The organism is Polaromonas sp. YR568, from assembly GCF_900116715.1.
Taxonomy (GTDB): Bacteria; Pseudomonadota; Gammaproteobacteria; order Burkholderiales; family Burkholderiaceae_C; genus Polaromonas.
The window spans coordinates 86,163-107,562 of record NZ_FPBM01000001.1 but is presented as its reverse complement, the minus strand read 5'-3'; the positions used below and the strand labels follow the sequence as shown (position 1 = coordinate 107,562).

Here is a 21,400-nt window from a genome sequence, read left to right as displayed (position 1 = left end):
TAGTTAAGGAAAACTCATGGCGATCGAACGCACTCTCTCCATCATCAAACCCGACGCAGTGGCCAAAAACGTGATTGGGAAAATCTACGCGCGTTTTGAAGCTGCTGGCTTGAAGGTTGTTGCCGCAAAGATGGCCCACCTGTCGCAAGGCGAAGCCGAGGCGTTCTACGCTGTGCACAAAGAGCGTCCTTTCTTCAAGGATCTGGTTTCTTTCATGATTTCCGGCCCTGTCATGATTCAGGCGCTCGAAGGCGAAGGCGCCATCCTGAAGAACCGCGACCTGATGGGCGCCACCGACCCGAAGAAGGCTGCCGCAGGCACCATTCGCGCCGATTTCGCCGACAGCATCGATGCCAACGCTGTTCATGGCTCTGACGCCGCTGAAACGGCCAAAGCGGAAATCGCGTTCTTCTTCCCCGGCATGAACGTCTACTCACGCTAAACCATGTCCGCCCCTATGCTTTGCAACTCCCTTTCAGGGCCGTCGCTTGCTTGGGGCGGTTCAGTCGGTCGCTCGCTGCGATGACGGCCAATCTTCTTGACTACGATCTGGAGGGTTTGGCCGCTTTCTGTGAGCGGCTCGGTGAAAAGCGCTTTCGCGCAACCCAGCTCTTTCGCTGGCTTCACCAGAAGGGCGCGACAGATTTCGCGCAAATGACGGACCTGGCGAAGTCCCTGCGTGAAAAACTCGCAGGCGCCGCGCATATCCAGGGTCCCAAGGTTGTATCCCGTCACGATTCCGCCGATGGCACCATCAAATGGTTGTTTGACGTAGGCGCCGGCGACGTCATTGAAACCGTTTTTATTCCGGAAACGGACCGCGGCACCCTCTGCATTTCATCGCAGGCCGGTTGTGCCGTCGGCTGCCGGTTCTGCTCGACGGGCCACCAGGGCTTCAGCCGCAATCTGACCACCGGGGAGATCATTTCCCAGTTGTGGTTTGCCGAGCATTTCCTGCGCCAGCATCTGGGCCGGGAAGACAGAGTTATCTCCAACGTCGTGATGATGGGTATGGGGGAGCCTCTGCAGAATTACTCGCAATTGCTTCCGGCTTTAAAAGTCATGCTGGATGACCATGGCTACGGCCTGTCCCGCCGGCGTGTGACCGTCTCTACCTCGGGTGTTGTCCCGATGATCGATCGCCTGGCCAAAGATTGCCCGGTAGCGCTGGCCGTATCGCTGCACGCGCCGGAAGACACCTTGCGCGATAACCTGGTGCCGCTGAACAAAAAATATCCTATTGCGGAGCTGTTGCAAGCCTGCACCCGTTATCAATCATCGGCACCCAGGGATTTCATTACGTTTGAATACTGCATGCTGGATGGGGTCAATGACCAGCCGGAACATGCACGCCAGCTTGTTTCGCTGGTTCAGGCGCATGCTGCGCAGGGTTTGTCTTGCAAATTCAATCTGATTCCCTTCAATCCGTTTCCAGCCTCAGGGTTGAAACGGTCCGACATGCCGCAAGTCTCGGCTTTCGCGAAAATTCTCCTGGATGCGGGCATTGTGACCACCGTCAGAAAAACCCGCGGAGACGATATTGATGCAGCCTGTGGGCAACTCGCCGGCGATGTTCAGGACCGCACCGGCGTAGAACAGCGCATGGCTGCACAACGGCAAGGTATGCTCGGGGGAATCAAGGTCGTTGTGGCCAAGGGGATGGGCGTATGAGATTTTTCTCCAATGTAATGTGGGTAGCAGCCTGTTGGGTGCTTGTATTGCTGACGGGCTGTGCCAATCAGCAGCATGCCGCCGGCGCGCCTGGCAATCGGACCGACATCGTCACCGAGTCGGATGAGTCCGACCAGCGGCGGCGCGCGCGGCTGCGGCTTGAGCTCGCAACGGGTTATTTTGAGCAAGGCCAGACCAATGTGGCCCTGGATGAAATCAAGCAGTCACTGGTGACCGATCCGACTTTCGGAGACGCCTACAACCTGCGGGGCATGGTGTACATGCGCTTGAATGACCTGCCCATGGCCGAAGACAGTTTTCGCCGTGCGCTTGCATTGAATCCGCGCGACGCGGATGCCGCGCACAACTATGGCTGGCTGATGTGCCAGCAAGGGCGCTACGCCGATTCCGCGCGGTATTTCGCGCAGGCTGTGGCCAATCCCACATACGGTGGCGCCGCCAAAACGTTGATGACGCAGGGTATCTGCCAGGTTCGTGCCGGGCAACGGGCCGAAGCTGAGCAAAGCCTGATGCATTCTTATGAACTGGATGCGGGAAATCCGGTAACGGGCTACAACCTGGCCAACCTGCTGTATGAGCGCGGTGACTATACGCGCGCGCAGTTTTACATACGCCGCCTTAACAACAGCAATCTTGCCAATGCTGAGACCTTGTGGCTAGGCATCAAGACTGAGAGAAAGCTGAATAACCGCGATGCGGTACTTCAGCTGGGCGATCAACTGAAGAAGCGCTTCGCGCAGTCCCGTGAGGCGGCTGCATACGAAAAGGGTTCTTTCAATGAGTGACCTTGATCCGATGCCAGCCGCTCAATCTGCCGGCGAGTCCGGTTTTAGTCACGGCAGTGATGCAGCCCCTGAACTGACGGCGGGCGCATTGCTTCGCCAGGCGAGGGAGGCTGCGGGAATACATATCGCCGCCCTTGCGGTGTCTCTCAAGGTCCCGGTGAAGAAGCTCGAGGCGCTGGAGCAAGACCGCCTTGATTTGTTGCCCGACTCGGTTTTTGTGCGGGCGCTTGCCTCCAGCGTATGCCGCACCCTGAAACTTGATGCTGCGGCGGTGCTCGAGCGTTTGCCTCAGACCAGTGCGCCCAAGCTGACCTATCAAGGCGCAGGCATTAATGCGCCGTTTCGCTCTCCTGGTGAAGGTCCCGGGCCTTCAATCTGGACACAAGTTTCCAGGACGGCTGTTCTGGCCGGTCTGGCCCTGCTGCTCGGCGCGCTGGTTCTGATTTTTATGCCTGTCGCCAAGCAGGATGCTGCCAATGGCAAGGTGGAAGCCGATGGCATGCCTGCCGCTGGCGTTGAAGCCGTCAAACCTTTGCCGGCAGTAGTTGCCATGGCGAGCCCCGCTCCCGCCGAGGCCCCCGCGCCCGTTGTGCAGGGGCCGGTCGCATCGGCCGGCGCGGCCCCAGCTGGAGCGCCGCAGCCTGCGGCAGCAGTTCCCCTGTCGATCTCTGGTCTTTCGCCCGCGACGCCTCCGGCCGTGCGCGCTTCCGCCGCCGTCTCCGTGCCGGCCGTTGTGGTCGCTCCGCTTGTGCCTGCACCCGCGGCGTCGCCAGCAGTCCCGCCGGGAATCGTGACTTTTCAGGCCAAGGGCGAATCCTGGGTGGAAGTCACGGATGCCAAAGGAACGGTTGTATTGCGCCGCACGCTGACGGCCGGGGAGGTCGCAGCAGCCTCTGGTGTATTGCCGCTGGCTGCCGTCGTTGGCCGGGCGGATGCCACCCAGGTGCAGGTACGCGGCAAGGCTTTTGACCTCAATGCGGTCGCCAGGGATAACGTTGCCCGATTTGAGGTGAAATAGTGCTGCAAGGCTGCCTTCCCATAGAGTCTGCTTTTCCCAAGCCGCGCCGCTCTCTTCAGGCGCAGGTGGCTTGGGGCTCGCGCATTGTGACTGTCGGTGGCGATGCCCCGGTACGTGTTCAGTCCATGACCAACACGGATACGGTCGACGCCATTGGCACCGCCATCCAGGTCAAGGAGCTTGCGCTCGCAGGTTCTGAAATGGTCCGTATCACGGTCAATACGCCCGAAGCCGCTGCGGCCGTGCCCTACGTGCGTGAGCAACTGGACCGCATGGGCATCGATGTCCCGCTGGTCGGCGATTTCCACTACAACGGACACCGGTTACTCACCGATTACCCTGCGTGCGCAGAGGCGCTGTCCAAATACCGCATTAATCCGGGCAATGTCGGAAAAGGTGACAAGCGCGACCGCCAGTTCGGCCAGATGATCGAAGTCGCCATGCGCTGGAACAAGGTCGTGCGCATCGGCGTGAATTGGGGCAGCCTCGACCAGGAATTGCTGGCCAGCCTGATGGACGAAAACAGCACGCGTGCCACGCCTTGGGATGCCAAGCAGGTGATGTACGAGGCGCTGATCACCTCCGCGCTGGACTCTGCCCAGCGCGCCGAAGAGATGGGCATGGCCCGCAACCAGATCATCCTGTCCTGCAAGGTCAGCGGTGTGCAGGACTTGATCTCGGTATACCGCGAATTGGCCAAACGCACCGACCACGCGCTGCACCTGGGCCTGACCGAAGCCGGCATGGGCACCAAAGGCACGGTGGCTTCCGCCACGGCGCTGTCGATTTTGCTGCAGGAAGGCGTGGGCGACACCATTCGCGTTTCCCTGACTCCCCAACCGGGCGAGGCCCGAACCCAGGAAGTGGTGATTGCCTCCGAGATCCTCCAGGCGCTGGGCCTGCGCACTTTTGTGCCCAGCGTTACGGCCTGCCCGGGATGCGGCCGCACCACCAGCACCACCTTCCAGGAGCTGGCCAAGCAGATCGATGATTTCCTGCGCGCCCAGATGCCCGTCTGGCGCGAGCAATATCCGGGTGTTGAAGGCCTCAAGGTGGCCGTGATGGGCTGCATCGTCAATGGCCCTGGCGAGAGCAAGCATGCCGACATCGGCATCAGCCTGCCCGGCTCTGGTGAAGCGCCGGCTGCGCCCGTGTTCATTGATGGCGAAAAAAGGCTGACCCTGCGAGGCGACAACATCGCGCAGGAGTTCCAGGTCATTGTTGAAAACTACATTGAAAAACGCTTTGGCACGCACGCCGTCGCTGAAGCCGCGTAACACCCATGGTTGAAAAAACAGCTGCCGCCGCGGCGGAGAAGCCCGCTTTGGCGAAGACGGAAAAACTGCTTGCCGTCAAAGGCATGAATGACATCCTGCCGCCCGAATCGGCGCGCTGGGAGTGGTTCGAGGCCAAGGTGCGCGCACTGATGGCGCGCTACGCCTATGCCAACGTGCGCACGCCCATCGTCGAGCCCACGGCGCTTTTTGTGCGCGGCCTCGGCGAGGTGACCGATATCGTCGAGAAAGAGATGTATTCCTTCGTCGATTCGATGAACGGCGACAAACTCACGCTGCGCCCAGAGGCCACTGCCGGCATCGTGCGCGCAATGATCGAGCACAACACGCTGTACAACGGGCCGATGCGGGTTTGGTCCGCCGTGACGCTGTTCCGCCACGAACGGCCGCAAAAGGGGCGTTACCGCCAGTTCCACCAGATCGACGTCGAAGCGCTGGGCTTTGCCGGCCCCGACGTGGATGCCGAGCAGATCCTGATGTGCCGCGCGCTGCTGCGCGACCTGGGCATCCCGATGGAACATGTGCGGCTTGAATTGAACAGCCTGGGCCAGCCGGCCGAGCGCATGGCGCACCGCGCCGCACTGATCGCGCACTTTGAGGCGCACGCCGACCTGCTGGACGAAGACGCCAGGCGCCGGCTGCACAGCAACCCGCTGCGCATCCTCGATACAAAAAATCCCGCCATGCAGGCGATGGTCGAAGCGGCGCCGCAGTTGATGGACTTTCTCGGTGAAGCTTCGCTCGCTCACCTGAACGCGGTGCGTGCGGTGCTCGACGCAGTGGGCCTGGCCTACCGCATCAATCCGCGCCTGGTGCGCGGCATGGACTACTACAACCTCACCGTGTTCGAGTGGATCACTGACAAGCTCGGCTCTCAGGGCACGGTCTGTGGCGGCGGCCGCTACGACGGCCTGTTCGAGCAGCTCGGGGGGAAACCGACCCCTGCGGTTGGCTGGGGCATGGGCGTGGAGCGCATGCTGCTGCTGCTTGAGGCGGTCGGCGTGGTGCCCCCGGCGAATGCGCCCGATGCCTATGCCGTGGTGCCGTCACCCCAGGAGATGCCGGCCGCGATGGTCGCCTGCGAAGCCTTGCGCAACGCGGGCGTCAATGTGCAGGTGCACGCCGGCACGGGGGAGGGCATGGGCAGCATGAAGTCGCAATTCAAGAAGGCTGACGCCAGCGGAGCGCGCTATGCGCTGATTTTTGGCGAAGCCGAGCTTGCCCAGGGCCGCGTTGCCGTCAAGCCATTGCGGGGTGAGAAGGAGCAGGCCCTGCAGGCGCAGGTGCTCCAGCCGCTGGCCGATGTGGCCGCCTGGGCGCACACCCTGCACGGCTGAGCGCCCCGGGCCGCGGCCGTTTGGGCGCTCAGTCCGGCCCTCTACAATCACCCCAACTCAATCCGCACCGTCACCGGGCAGAACTAGAAGACTTTTATGGCAAAACACCTCGATTTGGAAGAACAGGAACAGCTTGATGAGCTCAAGCATTTCTGGAAGCAGTATGGCGACCTGATTACCTGGGGCCTGATTGCCGTGTTCGGTGTCTTTGCCGCCTGGAACGGCTATCAGTACTGGCAGCGCGACCAGGCTGCAAAAGCCTCTGTTTTGTATGACGAGGTAGAGCGTTCCCTGGCGTCGGGCGATGCCGCAAGAATCGATCGCTCGCTGGCGGACATGAAAGAGCGTTTTGGCGGCACCAGCTATGCCCAGCAAGCCAGCCTTCTGGCCGCCCGGACCTACTACGACAAGGGAAACCTGGATGCTTCGAGCGCTGCGTTGACCTGGGTGGCTGAAAAGTCATCCGACGAGGGTTACAAGGCCGTTGCCCGCTTGCGCCTGGCTGGCCTGCTGCTTGAAAAGAAGGCCTATGACCAGGCGCTCCAGCAGCTTGCAGGTACCTTTCCCAAGGACTTTACGGCACTGGCAGCCGACCGCCGGGGCGACATCTTCGCCGCCCAGGGCAAGAAAGCGGAAGCCAGAGCGGAATATGAAAAGGCCTACAAGGAGCTTGACGAGCGCGTCGAGTACCGGCGCCTTGTTGAAGTCAAACTGAATGCGTTGGGTGTGGATCCGGCGCAGACCACATCCGCAACTGCAGCCCCGAACCCTGAGGTGAAGAAATGATTTATCAGCCTTTTAAGCCTTTGGTCCAGGCAGCACGTGCGTACCCAGCTATTATTTTGATAGCAGCTCTGGGCGGCCTTGGTGGATGCTCTTTTTTTGGCGGCGGCCCTGCCAAACCACAACCGGCCGAACTCCAGCCGGTGAGCGGCCAGGTGTCTGCACGCCAGGTCTGGAGCAACCGGGTAGGGCAGGTCAACTTCCCGCTTGAAACGGGTGTGTCCGGCACCAGCGTGGCCGTGGCCAGCGGCGACGGCACCGTCGCTCTCCTCGACACCCAGACCGGCCGCGACTTCTGGCGTCTGGCGCTGAATACCCCCCTGGCTGCAGGCGCCGGTAACGACGGCAAAGTTGTTGCCGTGGTCAGCAAAGCCAACGAAGTTATCGCCCTGCAGGATGGCAAAGAAATTTGGCGCCAGAAGCTGGCAGCCCAGGCCTTCACCGCGCCTTTCGTCGCGGGCGGCCGGATTTTTGTGTTGGCGGCAGACCGGTCGGTCAGCGCATTTGATGGGCAAAACGGCCGCAAGCTCTGGACGCAGCAGCGCCCCAATGAACCGCTCGTCCTTCGCCAGTCCGGTGTAATGCTGGCGGTTGGTGACACGCTGGTGGTGGGCCTGGGCGGCCGGCTGGTGGGTCTGAACCCCACCAACGGCGGTGTGCGCTGGGAAGCGCCTATCGCCACGCCACGCGGCATCAACGACGTGGAGCGGCTTGTCGACCTGGTTGGCCGGGTGAGCCGGCAAGGCGACGTTGTCTGCACGCGGGCTTTCCAGGCCAGCGTCGGATGTGTCAACGCTGCGCGCGGCAATCTGCTTTGGTCCAAACCTGCCAACGGCGTGCAGGGTATAGACGGCGATGACCGCTTTCTCTTCGGCACTGAAGCCGATGGCACCGTGAATGCATGGCGCCGCGCCGATGGCGAGCGCGCATGGACCACGGACCGCCTGCGTTACCGCAGCCTGTCTGCTCCGCTGGTGATTGGGCGCTCCGTCGCCATCGGCGATTTCTCGGGTTTTATCCACCTGCTGTCGCGTGAAGACGGCTCCCTGCTCAATCGCCTGCCTACCGACGGCACCGCCATCGCCGCCACGCCTGTGCTGGCCGGCAATACGCTGATTGCCGTCACCCAGGGCGGCGGCATTTACGGCTTCCAGCCCCAATAAGGACTCCGGTCCAGCCAGAAACTGATTGATGAAACCTGTCATTGCGTTAGTCGGGCGTCCCAATGTGGGCAAATCGACGCTTTTTAACCGGCTGACCAAGACGCGGGATGCGATCGTGGCCGATTTCGCCGGGCTGACACGGGATCGTCATTACGGTAACGGAAAGCTGGGCCCTCACGAGTACATCGTGATCGATACGGGCGGATTTGAGCCCGATGCGACCACCGGTATTTACAAGGAAATGGCCAAGCAGACCCGCCAGGCGGTGGCGGAAGCCGACGTGGTGGTTTTTGTGGTGGATGCCCGGGCCGGCATCAGCGCACAAGACCACGACATCGCCAACTACCTGCGCAAGCTGGGCAAGCCGACCGTGCTCACGGCCAACAAAGCCGAAGGCATGACCGAAGGCGTGCAGCTGTCCGAGTTTTTCGAGCTTGGCTTGGGTGAAGTGCTGGCGGTGTCCGCATCACATGGCCAGGGCATGCGTACGCTGGTCGACATGGCGCTGGAGCCTCTGAATCTGCCTGACCCCGAGGAAGAGGCCGAGCCACAGGATCCCTCCATCATCCGCCTGGCCGTAGCGGGGCGCCCCAATGTGGGGAAATCCACGCTGATCAACACCTGGCTGGGCGAAGAGCGGCTGGTGGCGTTTGACCTGCCCGGCACGACCCGCGACACCATTTCGGTGCCTTTTGAGCGGGCAGGGCAGAAATTCGAGCTGATCGACACGGCCGGGCTGCGCCGCAAAGGCAAGGTTTTCGAGGCCATCGAGAAGTTCTCCGTCGTCAAGACCCTGCAGGCCATTGAGAACGCCAACGTCGTGCTGCTGTTGCTGGATGCGACCCAGGGCGTGACCGACCAGGACGCCCATATCGCCGGCTACATCCTGGAAAGCGGGCGCTCGGTGGTTCTGGCCGTCAACAAGTCGGACGCGGTGGACTCCTACCAGCGCGAACTTCTTGAGCGCTCCATTGAAACCCGGCTCGGCTTTCTGAAATTTGCCTCTATCCACCCCATTTCGGCCATCAAGCGCCAGGGTTTGGGTCCTGTCTGGAAGTCCATCATCCAGGCCCATGCATCGGCCAACCGCAAGATGTCCACCCCGGTGCTGACGCGGCTGCTGCTGGAGGCGGTGCAGTTTCAGCAGCCTCAGCGTTCGGGCGTGTTCCGCCCCAAGATGCGGTATGCGCACCAGGGTGGCATGAACCCGCCCATCATCATCATTCACGGCAACTCGCTTGAACACGTCACAGAGTCCTACAAGCGCTACCTTGAAGGACGTTTCCGCAAGGAGTTCGACCTGGTCGGAACCCCCTTGCGCATCCAGATGAAAAGCTCGCACAACCCCTTTAAGGACAAGGAATCGGCCTAGGACTACATGACCCGGCCCACGCCCTGTGGTAAGGTCAAGTTCTATTAACTTTTGAACACGGAAAATATCGTGAGCAATAACAAAGGCCAGCTCTTGCAGGACCCATTTCTCAACACCTTGCGTCGCGAGCATGTTCCTGTTTCCATCTATCTCGTCAACGGGATCAAGCTGCAGGGCCAGATCGAGTCTTTCGATCAGTATGTGGTTCTGCTTCGCAACACTGTGACCCAAATGGTCTACAAGCATGCGATCTCCACCATCGTTCCGGGTCGCGCCGTCAATTTCGCGACCAGCGAGTCTGAAGAAAGCCCCGCCAGCTGAGTTCGTATGATGCGCCAGTGAACTCCAAACCCCTCGTTCTTCTGGTGGGGGTCGATTTGGGGCTCCCGAACTTTGATGCTGATCTGCAGGAACTGGGTTTGCTCGCGCAAACGGCGGGCCTGCAGCCGATTGCGCGCGTTACCTGCAAACGCAGGGCTCCAGACGCCGCGCTTTTTATCGGCACCGGCAAGGCAGACGAGATCAAATTGCTCGCGCTGGACACCGGCGCGACTGAAGTCCTGTTTGACCAATCCCTGAGTCCGGCGCAGCAGCGTAATCTTGAGCGGCATCTGGACATGCCGGTCAATGACCGGACACTGCTGATCCTGGAAATATTTGCCCAACGCGCGCGCAGCCACGAAGGCAAGTTGCAGGTGGAGCTGGCCAGGCTGCAATACATGTCGACCCGCCTGGTGCGCAGGTGGTCCCACCTGGAGCGGCAGACCGGCGGCGCCGGTGTTCGCGGTGGCCCGGGTGAAAAGCAGATCGAGCTCGACAAACGCATGATCGGCGACGCCATCAAACGCACCAAAGAACGCCTGGCCAAGGTCAAGAAACAGCGGCAGACCCAGCGAAAGCAGCGGGAGCGGCGCAACTCTTTCACGATTTCCCTCGTGGGCTATACCAACGCCGGCAAGTCCACGCTGTTCAATGCGCTCGTCAAGGCCCGCGCCTATGCCGCAGACCAGCTCTTCGCCACGCTGGACACCACGACCAGGCAGCTGTACCTCGGGGATGCAGCCCGGTCCGTCTCCCTGTCGGACACTGTGGGTTTCATACGGGACTTGCCGCACGGGCTGATAGATGCCTTTGCCGCAACGCTGCAGGAGGCTGCGGATGCCGACCTGCTGCTGCATGTGGTGGATGGCGCTAATCCTGAGTACCTGGAGCAGATCGAACAGGTTCAGCGCGTGCTCTCCGAGATCGGGGCCGCCGACGTGCCGCAAATACTTGTCTTCAACAAGCTCGATGCCATTGAAAAGGACAGCTTCCCCCTGCACATGAAGGATCTGTTCGAGCTGAGGGATGCATTTGAAGGCTCCAGCCGAAGTGTGGAGCGTGTCTTCGTGAGCGCCCAGACAGGTGAGGGCTTGCCGCTTTTGCGGGCTTTGCTGGCTGACCGTGCGGCAAATCCGCCGGCTGAGGAAATACCCCAAGCTATTGAGGACGTTGCCTGATCCAGCGGTTTCATTAGGCACAATGTCGGTTACTGAAAAAAAGCGAGTTTGATCCCATGAATCTGAACCCCGTGCTGCAGACGTTGACGGCCTTTCCCGGCCGGCTCAAGCAACGCGCCCAAGGCATGTTCAACCTCAACGATCCGCGCTGGGGCCGGGACGATGACAAGCCGCCGGCTGGTGATGCCAAACCCGAAGCGCCGCGCGAGGACAGGGAGCCGCCCAGGCAAGCCAACCGTCCGCAAGGGCAGGGACCCAACCAGGGCCCGCCTGACCTGGATGAACTCTGGCGCGATTTCAACCGCAAGCTCGGTGGGCTTTTTGGCGGCGGCAAGAACAATCCCAACCGTGGCGGCTTCGGCCGTGGCAATGGGGGCAACAACGGCGGCAATGGTGGCGGATTTCAGCCCGACATGAAAAGCGCCGGCATTGGCGTGGGCCTGATTGCCAGCGTCGCCGTGCTGATCTGGCTCGGAACGGGCTTTTTCATCGTCCAGGAAGGCCAGCAGGCTGTCATCACCCAATTCGGCAAATACCACTCTACGGTGGGTGCGGGTTTCAACTGGCGCATGCCGTATCCCGTTCAACGCCATGAAATCGTGGTCGTCACACAGATCCGCTCTGTGGATGTGGGCCGCGACGTCATCATCAAGGCGACCGGGCTGCGTGATTCCGCGATGTTGACCGAAGACGAGAACATCGTCGAAATCAAGTTCGCCGTGCAGTACCGCCTGAACGACGCGCGTGCCTATTTGTTTGAAAGCAAGGATCCCGCTGCCGCAGTGGTTCAGGCCGCAGAAACAGCCGTTCGTGAAGTGGTCGGCAAAATGAAGATGGACTCGGCGCTGGCCGATGAGCGCGACCAGATCGGGCCGCGCGTGCGTGCCCTGATGCAAACCATCCTGGACCGCTACAAGGTCGGTGTTGAAGTCGTGGGCATCAATCTGCAGCAAAGCGGTGTGCGCCCGCCGGAGCAGGTGCAGGCTGCTTTTGACGATGTGCTCAAGGCCGGCCAGGAGCGTGAACGCGCCAAGAACGAAGCTCAGGCTTATGCCAACAACGTGATTCCGCGCGCCGTCGGTTCGGCTTCGCGGTTGAAGGAAGAGTCCGAAGCCTACAAAGCGAAGATCGTGGCGCAAGCCCAGGGTGATGCGCAGCGCTTCCGTTCGGTGCTGACCGAATACCAGAAGGCCCCGCAGGTCACGCGTGACCGCATGTACACCGACGCCATGCAGCAGGTCTACAGCAGCGTCACCAAGGTACTGGTTGAATCGCGCCAGGGCAGCAACTTGCTGTACCTGCCGCTGGACAAGATCATGCAGATGAGCGCCCAGGGCGATGCTGCCGTGAACGGCGAAACACCGCTGATTCCCGGTACGGCTTCGTCGTCTTCGGTGCCTGCCGCGCCCACCTCCAGCCTGCCACCCCTCGATGCCCGTTCGCGCGACTCCGCCCGCTCGCGCGAACGTGAAACACGCTAAGGAAGACGATCGTGAATAGAGTTGGATTTATTGTTTCTTCGCTGCTCGTCCTCCTGGCGCTGCTCAGCTCCACGCTGTTTGTGGTCGACCAGCGCCAGTTCGGCGTGGTCTATGCCCTGGGGCAGATCAAGGACGTGGTCACCGAGCCGGGCCTGCATTTCAAGATGCCGCCACCGTTCCAGAACGTCTCGTATATCGACAAGCGCCTGCTGGTGCTCGACAGCGTTGATGCCGAGCCGATGCTCACGGCTGAAAAGCAGCGCGTCGTCATCGACTGGTACGTGCGTTGGCGCATCACCCTGCCCACCGAATACATCCGCAATGTCGGCCTGGACGAAAAAGCCGGCGCCAACCAGCTCAACCGCGTGGTTCGCAACGCCTTCCAGGAAGAGATCAACAAGCGCACCGTCAAGGATTTGCTGTCGCTCAAGCGCGAAGCGCTGATGGCCGACGTCAAACGTGAAGTGCTGCAGGCCGTGCAGGGCGCCCAGCCCTGGGGCGTTGATGTGGTCGACGTGCGCATCACCCGTGTGGACTATGTGGAAGCGATCACCGATTCCGTCTACAAGCGCATGGTGGCCGAGCGCCAGCGCGTAGCCAATGAACTGCGTTCCACCGGCCAGGCCGAAGGCGAAAAAATCCGCGCCGATGCCGACCGCCAGCGCGAGGTGACCATCGCCAACGCCTACCGCGATGCGCAAAAAGTCAAAGGTGAAGGCGACGCCGAAGCCGCGCGCACCTATGCCGAATCGTTTGGCCGTGACCCGCAGTTTGCCCAGTTTTACCGCAGCCTCGACGCCTACAAGGCCAGCTTCAGCAAGAAGAGCGACGTGATGGTGCTTGACCCCTCATCCGACTTCTTCAAGGCCATGCGCGGCTCCGGCAGCAGCACTGCACCTGCCAAAAAATAAAAAAGGTGGAAGGCAACACCTTTTGGCAGGCACTGGCCCTGGTGCTGGTGATCGAAGGTCTTTTGCCGTTTCTGTCTCCCGGCGGCTGGCGCCGCATGTTTGAGCAGATTCTCGCCTTGGGCGACGGCCAGATTCGCTTCTTCGGGCTCTGCAGCATCGTGATTGGCCTGGTTCTACTGGCTGTGCTGGCCTGAACTGCACCTCTTTTCACGCCGGCGCACCCGGCTTGGCAGGCCAGTATTTCTGCCTGAGAGCCTTCTCCTGTCCTGCGCTGGCCGAAAACCGGCTTCAAGCCCGGTAAAATGCTGTTTTTAACAGCCCACGAAAATCACAATGCCCGCCTGGTCGTCATCATGGCAATTGCCCGATCAAATTGCCGATGTCCTGCCCTCCGAGGCGCGCCACATCGAAGAGCTGCGCCGCCTGTTCCTCGACACAGCCCGCAGCTACGGCTATGAACTCGTCATGCCGCCGTTGCTGGAGCACCTTGAGTCGCTCCTGACGGGCACCGGCGAAGCACTGGACCTGCAAACCTTCAAGCTGGTCGACCAGCTCTCCGGCCGCACCCTGGGCCTGCGCGCCGACACCACCCCCCAGGTCGCCCGTATTGATGCCCACTTGCTCAACCGCAACGGCGTGGCCCGCCTTTGCTACTGCGGCCCCGTGCTGCACACCCGTACCGACCGCCCCCACGCCACCCGCGAGCCACTGCAGTTCGGCGCCGAAATCTACGGCCATGCCGGGCTGGAGGCCGACCTTGAAGCCCAGCAATTGGCGCTTGAAGGCCTGAAGGCCGCCGGCGTGACCGACTTGAGCGTTGACATGGCGGATGTGCGCATCGTCAACAGCCTGCTGGCCGGCGCCACCGTCAGCCCCAGGACGCTGGCGCTCATTCACACCGCGCTCGCAGCCAAGGATGCCAGCGAGCTAGGCAGCCTGGTGGCCAGCCTCAAAGACGGCATTTCCGCTGAATCACGCGAAGGCCTGAAAGCGCTGTTGCAGCTCTACGGTGATGAGAAGGTTTTGGCGGAGGCCGAAAGAGTCTTGCCGCCTTCGACAGGCCTGAAGGCCGCCTTGCAAAACCTGAAATGGCTGGCTGCCCATACCGGCGGCGAAAAGGGCGATGTCAAAGTCAGTTTTGACCTGGCCGATTTGCGTGGCTATGCGTATTACAGCGGCACCCGCTTTGCCATTTACGGGCAGGGCGCCGAGCTGGCCCGCGGTGGCCGTTATGACGAGGTGGGCGCCGTGTTTGGCCGTAACCGCCCGGCAGCCGGCTTCAGCCTGGATTTGAAGGAACTCGTCAGCGTGCTGCCGCCCCGGCCCCTGAAGGCTGCTATCCGCGCGCCCTGGGGCGAAGATGCCGGTTTGCGCGCCGCTATCGCCCGCCTGCGTGCCGGTGGTGAAACCGTGGCTTGCGTGTTGCCGGGCCACGAACATGAAGTCAATGAATTTGATTGCGACCGCGAACTGGCCAACGCTGCCGGTCAATGGGTGGTCCAGCCCCTCAAGAAAGCTGCGTGAGGCCCTGCGCCCCGCCAGGCTTGATTCCAACGAACCTTAACGAGAATTGAAGATGACAAACAAACAAACCGCAACTGCGGGCCGCAATGTCGTGGTCGTGGGCACCCAATGGGGCGACGAGGGCAAGGGTAAGCTGGTCGACTGGCTGACCGAAATGTCGCAAGGCGTGGTGCGCTTTCAGGGCGGCCACAACGCCGGCCACACGCTGGTGATCAACGGCGTGAAGACCGCGCTGCACCTGATCCCCAGCGGCATCATGCGCCCGGGCGTGAAGTGCTACATCGGCAACGGTGTGGTGCTGTCGGCCGCCAAGCTGTTTGAAGAAATCGAAGGGCTGGAAAAAGCCGGCGTTGAGGTTCGCTCACGCCTGCGCGTCAGCGAGGCTTGCCCGCTGATCCTGCCCTTTCACGTCGCGCTGGATGTTGCGCGCGAAGCCTATCGCGAGAAGGGCGGTACGTCCAAGATCGGCACCACCGGCCGCGGCATCGGCCCCGCCTATGAGGACAAAATCGCCCGCCGCGCGCTGCGCGTGCAGGATCTGAAATACCCCGACCGCTTTGCCGCCAAGCTGCGCGAGCTGCTGGACCTGCACAACTTTGTGCTGACCGGCTACCTGCACGCCCCGGCTGTTGATTTCGACACCGTGTACGCAGAAGCCATGCGCCACGCCGAGTTGCTCAAGCCCATGATGGCCGACGTCTCGCGTGAACTGAATGACGCCAATGAGGGCGGCGCCAATCTGCTGTTTGAAGGTGCGCAAGGCACTTTGCTTGATGTCGACCACGGCACCTATCCCTATGTGACCTCCAGCAACTGCGTGGCCGGCAATGCGGCCGCCGGCGCCGGCGTGGGCCCAAGCATGCTGCATTACGTTCTGGGCATCACCAAAGCTTATTGCACGCGCGTGGGTGGCGGGCCTTTCCCGACCGAACTCGACTGGGAAAAACCTGGCACTGTGGGCTACCACCTCAGCACCGTGGGCGCCGAAAAGGGCGTGACCACGGGGCGCAGCCGCCGTTGCGGCTGGTTTGACGCCGCGCTGCTCAAGCGCTCAGCCCAGGTCAATGGCCTGTCGGGCCTGTGCATCACCAAGCTTGACGTGCTCGACGGTATTGACGAACTCAAGCTCTGCACCGGTTATGAGCTCGACGGTCATATCACCGACATCCTGCCCATGGGCGCCGAGGATATTGAGCGCTGCAAGCCAATCTACGAAACCCTGCCTGGCTGGAGCGAGAGCACGGTGGGCGTGACGCAATATGACAAGCTGCCGGCAGCCGCGCAAAAGTACCTGCACCGGATTGAAGAGGTCACCGGCGTGCCTATCCATATGATCTCCACCAGCCCGGACCGCGACCACACCATTCTGCTGCGCAACCCCTACGCAGCCGTTTGAACGAGCGTCGGCAAGAAACTTTAGCCAAACAGGCTTGTAGCCCAGTAAAGACGGGCGCAAGCAGCTACTAAATCAGGAGCAACCGCATGTTGACAGAAGACGGCAAACATCTCTATGTGAGCTATGACGAGTACCACAACCTGATTGAGAAACTGGCCATCAAGATCCACCAGTCCGGCTGGAAGTTCGACACCATCCTGTGCCTGGCCCGCGGCGGCATGCGGCCCGGCGACATCCTGTCGCGCATCTTCGACAAGCCGCTGGCCATCATGTCCACCAGCTCCTATCGCGCTGACGCCGGCATGACGCAAGGCAACCTCGACATCGCCCGCTACATCACCACGCCCAAGGGCGAAATCGCTGGCAAGGTGCTGCTGGTTGACGACCTGGCCGACACCGGCCACACGCTCAACGCCGTGATCCACCAGCTCAAGAACAACTACAAGCCCATCACTGAGCTGCGCAGCGCCGTGATCTGGACCAAGGGCGTCTCCACCTTCCAGCCTGACTACTCCGTTGAGCTGCTGCCTACCAACCCCTGGATTCACCAGCCTTTCGAAGGCTATGACTCGCTTTCGCCAGAGCAGCTCATGGCGAAGTGGAAGATATAGCCCCCACGGTCGTTCACTGCGTGTAGCTCCCTGCCCCCCGAGGGGGCCGCTGCGCCTGCGGCCCGGCAAAGCCGGTTCCGCGGCCCCGGCTGGAATAGGGGAGTTGAGACAATACCGCTGTCCCCAACGATTCCGAGCTTGCCGTTAATATCAGTGGATGAGCGAAACATCCACCACCCTGATCCACCACCCCTACAAGCCACCGGCAGGGTTTGACTCGATCCCGCCCGGGGTTTACAAGGCTTCCACCATCGCCTTTCCGACTGTCGCCGCGCTGCGCAGCCGTGACTGGAAACACAAGACCGGCTACACCTACGGCCTGCACGGCACGCCGACCACTTTTACGCTTGAAGAGCGCATTGCGACACTCGAAGGCGGCAAGCACTGCACGCTGGTGCCCAGCGGCCTGGCGGCGGTGGTGCTGGTGGGCATGGCGCTACTCAAGGCCGGCGACGAGCTGTTGATCCCCGACAACGTCTATGGGCCCAACAAGGCTTTTGCGCAGGGTGAGCTCGCCGCCTGGGGCATCACGCACCGGTTTTACGACCCGATGAACCCTGCCGACCTGGCCGCCAAGCTGAGCGCCAAAACCCGGCTGGTGTGGATCGAGGCGCCGGGCTCCATCACCATGGAGTTTCCCGACATGCCCGCGCTGGTTGCGGCCGTCAAGGCGCACAAGGATGCGCACCCCGGCGGCATCGTGACCGCGCTGGACAACACCTGGGGCGCCGGCCTGGCTTTCAACGCTTTCGACCTGGGCATCGATATTTCAGCTCAGGCCCTGACCAAATACCCCAGCGGCGGCGCTGACGTGCTGATGGGCTCGGTCGTCACGCGTGATCAGGCGCTGCACCACCTGGTTCACTTTTGCCACATGCGTGTGGGCTACGGCGTGAGCGGCAATGATGTCGAACTCGTGTTGCGCGGCCTCAACAGCATCGCCTTGCGTTATGCCGCCCAGGACACCGCTACGCGTGCGCTGGCTGCCTGGCTCCAGACCTTGCCGCAAGTCGCCGCGGTGCTGCACCCGGCTTTGCCCGGATCGCCCGGCCACGAGGCGTGGAAGCGCGATTGCACGGGCGCTGCCTGCCTGGTAAGCGCCGTGTTCAAACCCGAATTCACGCAAGCGCAGATCGACCGGTTTTGCGACAGCCTCAAGCTCTTTAAACTGGGCTACAGCTGGGCGGGGCCCATGAGCCTGTGCGCGCCTTATGACATCCCGGCGCTGCGCACCATGCCCTGGCCTTACAAAGGCGGTCTGGTGCGCTTTTCGGTCGGGCTGGAGGCTGTGGCGGACCTGCAGGCGGACATCACCCAAGCCCTGGAAAAAGCCGCATGAAAAGCCCGGTGATTCAGTGACGCCAATGCAGTACAGTAAGGGTTACTTATTCACGAAAGCACGCAGTGGCAACTCCCAATTACTCGTACGAAAAGCGCCAGAAAGAGCTTGCGAAAAAACGCAAAAAAGAAGAAAAGCTCAAGCGCAAGGCCGAGGGCAAGCCGGATGACGCCAGCGACGATGGAGCCGATGCACCGCCTGCTGACGGCGATTCACCAGCTGGCGTGCCACCCACTGACCCGGCGCCCTGAACTTCCAGACTCCCCGCTTTTGTTTAAGGAGTCTTGGTCCCTTCAAGGATGAGCGCAAGCGGCTGTTGCTTCCCCCACCTTTCGAAAACCCGGCACACCCAGCGTGTAGCCGGGTTTTTTGTTGATGGCTGGTGCTTTACCGTTTTACCAGCGGTCTCGCAAGCCTATTTGGGCAACCAGCCCAGTTCCCTGGCATGCAGGCTTTGTACATACAGCCTGTCCGCTGTCTCCGTCACGGCGGTTGTCTCGGGATAGGCGCCCGACGGGTCCTGCAGGTCGGCCACCACTTTTCCGTCTTCCGTGAATGCCACCACGTGGCCGTAGGCCTTGGGAATAGGCCACAAGGCGCGCGGCAGGCGAAGTATGACCTTGCGCACAAAGGGCTTGCGGGCAAGGCCGTCAATCGTCGGGTTGCGCGGCTTGACCAGGCCCACCCAGACCTTGCCGTCCAGGCCGCGCATCAGGTTGTCGGGGTAGCCCGGCAGGTTGTCAAAAAGCGGCTCGAGGCCGGCGCCGGGCTGGCTGACGTCCTGTTCCCGCGCATCCACCGGCAGCTTCCAGATGCGGTATCTGCCGGTTTCAGCCACAAACAGCGAGCGCTCGTCCTGGCTCAGCGCCACGCCGTTGGCAAAGCTAAAACCCTTTGCCACGATGCGTGTGGTTTTGGCCGCCGGGTCGTATTCAATCACCCGGCCTGTGGCGGACTGCTCCAGGATGTCGAGAATGCTGGCCTCGAAGGTGCCGCCCCAGGCCTTCGCCCCAAAGCGGTTGGATGCGTCGCTGAAATACACCTTGCCATTGCGGGCGACCACCACCGCATTGGCATACAGAATCGGCGTGCCTGCGGCTTTGTCCGCCAGCACCGTCACTTTCCTGTCCGGCGAAATCGACAGCAAGCCCTTGAACGCGTCGGCGGCGATGAGGTTGCCGGCGGGGTCGAAGTCAAAGCCCAGCACGCGGCCACCGGTATTGGCCACCACCTCCTGGCCGCTGCCGTCCGGATTCATCCGCAGGATGGCGCCGCTGGCCACCGTGGCGTAGAGCTTTCCATCCCGGGCCACCACCAGGTGCTCCGGGCCTTCTTCGGCCCCCAGGGGGATTGTTTTCAGGTCGGCTAGTTTGTTATTGACCGCGAAAGGGCCAACGTAGCCGGGGGCCACGGGCGCTTCCCAGCTTTGCGGTTCGACGGGCACCGGCCACAGGCCCAGGTAGGCGGCCAGCGCGGCAAGGGCGATACCGAAAGCGGCAAGGATTTTTTTCATGGTGTTTTCTCCTCCTTAAGAATGGTCCGGGCCAGCGCGGCCATGGCGCCGGCGCTGCGGCCACCTGGCGACAGCACGCGGGCTGCGGCGTGCTGCGAAAAATTGCGGTGCATGGACTGCAGGTAGCCCGGGTCGTAATGTTTCACCAGCAGTTCACGCACCACAGAGGCCACGTCGCCACTGCGGGCGCGCGCCTGCCAGTCCTGCACCACGGCCTTGCTGCGGGCTTCCGTCAGGGCGCCCAGCCGCTCGCAGAAAAACGCGATGTCTGTGACAAAGAAGGCATAGTCCTCCAGCAGCAAGGCCACGCGCTCGTCCTGCGGCAGCTCGATCTGCAGGCAGGGGCTGACCCGCATTGCCGCGACCAGGCCTTCGGGCACGGCCACGTTGCCGACTTTTTTACTTTCGCTTTCAATGTAGACAGGCTTTGCCGGGTCAAAGCCGCGCAGCACAGACCAGATGCTGCTGTCAAAAGCCTTCTGGCTGGGTTGCTGCACACCGGGGATGGCGCCCAGCACCGAGCTGCGGTGGTTGGCCAGCGCTTCCAGGTCCAGCACCTGTGCGCCTTCGGCCTTGAGGGCCTGCAGCAGCCGCGTCTTGCCCGAGCCGGTAGGGCCACACACCACCTGGTACTGAAAGCGCGCGGCAAGCTGCTGCAGGTCGGCCACCAGGGCCGCCCGGAAGGCCTTGTAGCCGCCGTCCACCAGCGTGATCCTGAAGCCGATCTGGTCCAGCACCAGGGCCAGCGCACCGCTGCGCTTGCCGCCGCGCCAGCAATAAATCAGCGGCTGCCATTCCCGGGGCTTATCGAGCACATCTCGCTGGATATGTTCGGCAATGTTTTTGGCCACCAGCGCAGCGCCCAGTTTTTTGGCTTCAAACTGGCTGATCTGCTTGTATTTGGTGCCGACAATCTTTCGCTCTTCGTCGCGCAGGCTGGGCCAGTTCACGGCGCCGGGGAGGTGGTCCTCGGCATATTCGCCTTCACTGCGGGCATCGATGACATCGGAAAACCGGCCCAAGGCGCCCAGCGCCTCTTCGGCTGAAATGCGTTCAAGGCTCACTGGATCAGTTTCTTGAGTTCGGGCCACACATTGGCCAGCATGCGGGCCTGCGACTGTTCGTTGGGGTGGATGCGATCCGCCTGGAAGTTGGCCACCGGGTCGGCAACGTCGGCGATCCCTTTGAGGAAGAAGGGCACCAGCGCCACTTTCTCTGCTTTGGCGATCTTGCCGAAGAGGCCAGAGAAGGTGGCGGCATAGGCGCTGCCATAGTTGGGCGGCACCTGCATGCCCACCAGCAGCACGCGGGCGCCGGCCTTTTTGGCGGCCTGGGTCATGGTGCTCAGGTTTTTCTCAGTCATGTCCAGCGGCAGGCCGCGCAGGGCGTCGTTGCCGCCCAGCTCGATCACCACCACGGCCGGTTTGTGCTGCGCCAGCAGGGCGGGCAGGCGCGAAAGCCCGCCGGAGGTGGTGTCACCGCTGATACTGGCGTTGACGACCCTGGCAGATTTCTTTTCGCTGCTGAGCTGCTTTTCAAGCAGGGGCACCCAGCCCGTGCCGCGTTTAAGGCCGTACTCGGCGCTCAGCGAGTCGCCGAGGACCAAAATGGTGTTGCCCTGGGCGTTGGTGCCTGGCGCCTGGGGTGTTTGCGCCCCCGCCGTCAGGGCCGAACCCATCAG

22 protein-coding genes are annotated in these 21,400 nt (G+C 61.9%); 19 read left to right on the top strand and 3 right to left on the bottom strand.

Annotated elements, in window-relative coordinates; translation table 11 throughout:
- The first annotated feature begins 16 nt into the window (after positions 1-16).
- The 19 genes from ndk to BM408_RS00390 all read left to right on the top strand — a co-directional run bounded on the left by ndk (position 17) and on the right by BM408_RS00390 (position 18,457).
- Positions 17-442, top strand: coding sequence for a nucleoside-diphosphate kinase (ndk, locus tag BM408_RS00480; protein ID WP_092125850.1), 426 nt, complete (start codon positions 17-19; stop codon positions 440-442).
- Between the two features lie 80 nt (positions 443-522).
- Positions 523-1,671 (top strand): dual-specificity RNA methyltransferase RlmN, encoded by a 1,149-nt coding sequence (rlmN, locus tag BM408_RS00475; RefSeq protein WP_092125848.1) that lies wholly within the window; start codon positions 523-525, stop codon positions 1,669-1,671.
- On the top strand, positions 1,668-2,477 hold the full coding sequence (pilW, locus tag BM408_RS00470) for a type IV pilus biogenesis/stability protein PilW (protein ID WP_092125846.1): 810 nt from the start codon (positions 1,668-1,670) through the stop codon (positions 2,475-2,477). The genes rlmN and pilW overlap by 4 nt, the downstream gene beginning before the upstream one ends.
- Positions 2,437-3,495 carry a helix-turn-helix domain-containing protein gene (locus tag BM408_RS00465; protein WP_254774662.1) on the top strand — a complete coding sequence of 353 codons (1,059 nt, stop codon included), beginning with the start codon at positions 2,437-2,439 and terminating at the stop codon, positions 3,493-3,495. The genes pilW and BM408_RS00465 overlap by 41 nt, the downstream gene beginning before the upstream one ends.
- A gap of 2 nt (positions 3,496-3,497) precedes the next feature.
- On the top strand, positions 3,498-4,772 hold the full coding sequence (gene ispG, locus BM408_RS00460; protein ID WP_092127196.1) for a flavodoxin-dependent (E)-4-hydroxy-3-methylbut-2-enyl-diphosphate synthase: 1,275 nt from the start codon (positions 3,498-3,500) through the stop codon (positions 4,770-4,772).
- A 5-nt stretch (positions 4,773-4,777) separates the two neighbouring features.
- The gene (hisS, locus tag BM408_RS00455) at positions 4,778-6,127 is read left to right on the top strand and encodes a histidine--tRNA ligase (RefSeq protein WP_092125842.1); all 1,350 of its coding nucleotides are present in this window, start codon (positions 4,778-4,780) and stop codon (positions 6,125-6,127) included.
- A gap of 96 nt (positions 6,128-6,223) precedes the next feature.
- Positions 6,224-6,913 carry a YfgM family protein gene (locus tag BM408_RS00450; protein WP_092125840.1) on the top strand — a complete coding sequence of 230 codons (690 nt, stop codon included), beginning with the start codon at positions 6,224-6,226 and terminating at the stop codon, positions 6,911-6,913.
- Entirely contained in the window at positions 6,910-8,073 is a 1,164-nt protein-coding gene (bamB, locus tag BM408_RS00445) for an outer membrane protein assembly factor BamB (protein ID WP_092125838.1), read from the top strand. Before BM408_RS00450 ends, bamB begins: the two co-directional genes overlap by 4 nt.
- Positions 8,074-8,101: 28 nt before the next feature.
- A complete protein-coding gene (der, locus tag BM408_RS00440; protein ID WP_092125836.1) occupies positions 8,102-9,445 on the top strand; it encodes a ribosome biogenesis GTPase Der in 1,344 nt (447 codons plus the stop codon).
- A gap of 51 nt (positions 9,446-9,496) precedes the next feature.
- The gene (gene hfq / locus BM408_RS00435) at positions 9,497-9,766 is read left to right on the top strand and encodes an RNA chaperone Hfq (protein ID WP_074574082.1); all 270 of its coding nucleotides are present in this window, start codon (positions 9,497-9,499) and stop codon (positions 9,764-9,766) included.
- 17 nt (positions 9,767-9,783) lie between these two features.
- Positions 9,784-10,944, top strand: coding sequence for a GTPase HflX (hflX, locus tag BM408_RS00430; protein WP_175541639.1), 1,161 nt, complete (start codon positions 9,784-9,786; stop codon positions 10,942-10,944).
- Between the two features lie 56 nt (positions 10,945-11,000).
- Positions 11,001-12,425 (top strand): FtsH protease activity modulator HflK, encoded by a 1,425-nt coding sequence (hflK, locus tag BM408_RS00425; protein WP_092125832.1) that lies wholly within the window; start codon positions 11,001-11,003, stop codon positions 12,423-12,425.
- An 11-nt stretch (positions 12,426-12,436) separates the two neighbouring features.
- A complete protein-coding gene (gene hflC, locus BM408_RS00420) occupies positions 12,437-13,336 on the top strand; it encodes a protease modulator HflC (protein WP_092125830.1) in 900 nt (299 codons plus the stop codon).
- A 5-nt stretch (positions 13,337-13,341) separates the two neighbouring features.
- Entirely contained in the window at positions 13,342-13,530 is a 189-nt protein-coding gene (locus tag BM408_RS00415) for a DUF2065 domain-containing protein (RefSeq protein WP_092125828.1), read from the top strand.
- A gap of 139 nt (positions 13,531-13,669) precedes the next feature.
- Entirely contained in the window at positions 13,670-14,860 is a 1,191-nt protein-coding gene (locus BM408_RS00410; RefSeq protein ID WP_092125826.1) for an ATP phosphoribosyltransferase regulatory subunit, read from the top strand.
- A 52-nt stretch (positions 14,861-14,912) separates the two neighbouring features.
- A complete protein-coding gene (locus BM408_RS00405; protein ID WP_092125824.1) occupies positions 14,913-16,256 on the top strand; it encodes an adenylosuccinate synthase in 1,344 nt (447 codons plus the stop codon).
- Between the two features lie 86 nt (positions 16,257-16,342).
- The gene (locus BM408_RS00400) at positions 16,343-16,867 is read left to right on the top strand and encodes a phosphoribosyltransferase (protein ID WP_092125823.1); all 525 of its coding nucleotides are present in this window, start codon (positions 16,343-16,345) and stop codon (positions 16,865-16,867) included.
- A 157-nt stretch (positions 16,868-17,024) separates the two neighbouring features.
- Positions 17,025-18,206: a PLP-dependent transferase gene (locus tag BM408_RS00395; protein ID WP_092125822.1), complete on the top strand. Its 1,182-nt coding sequence runs from the start codon at positions 17,025-17,027 to the stop codon at positions 18,204-18,206.
- 65 nt (positions 18,207-18,271) lie between these two features.
- Entirely contained in the window at positions 18,272-18,457 is a 186-nt protein-coding gene (locus tag BM408_RS00390; RefSeq protein WP_092125820.1) for a hypothetical protein, read from the top strand.
- 164 nt (positions 18,458-18,621) lie between these two features.
- Here the strand turns inward: BM408_RS00390 and BM408_RS00385 are convergent, their stop codons facing one another.
- Genes BM408_RS00385 through BM408_RS00375 form a run of 3 tightly spaced genes read right to left on the bottom strand, consistent with a single transcriptional unit; the run spans position 18,622 to position 21,397 of the window.
- Complete coding sequence (locus BM408_RS00385; RefSeq protein WP_092125818.1) at positions 18,622-19,719, bottom strand: SMP-30/gluconolactonase/LRE family protein; 1,098 nt, start codon at positions 19,717-19,719, stop codon at positions 18,622-18,624.
- Positions 19,716-20,783, bottom strand: coding sequence for a tRNA 2-selenouridine(34) synthase MnmH (mnmH, locus tag BM408_RS00380; RefSeq protein ID WP_092125816.1), 1,068 nt, complete (start codon positions 20,781-20,783; stop codon positions 19,716-19,718). The genes BM408_RS00385 and mnmH overlap by 4 nt, the downstream gene beginning before the upstream one ends.
- Positions 20,780-21,397, bottom strand: a complete 618-nt coding sequence (locus BM408_RS00375) for an arylesterase (protein ID WP_371326985.1) — start codon at positions 21,395-21,397, stop codon at positions 20,780-20,782. The genes mnmH and BM408_RS00375 overlap by 4 nt, the downstream gene beginning before the upstream one ends.
- Between the last annotated feature and the right edge of the window lie 3 nt (positions 21,398-21,400).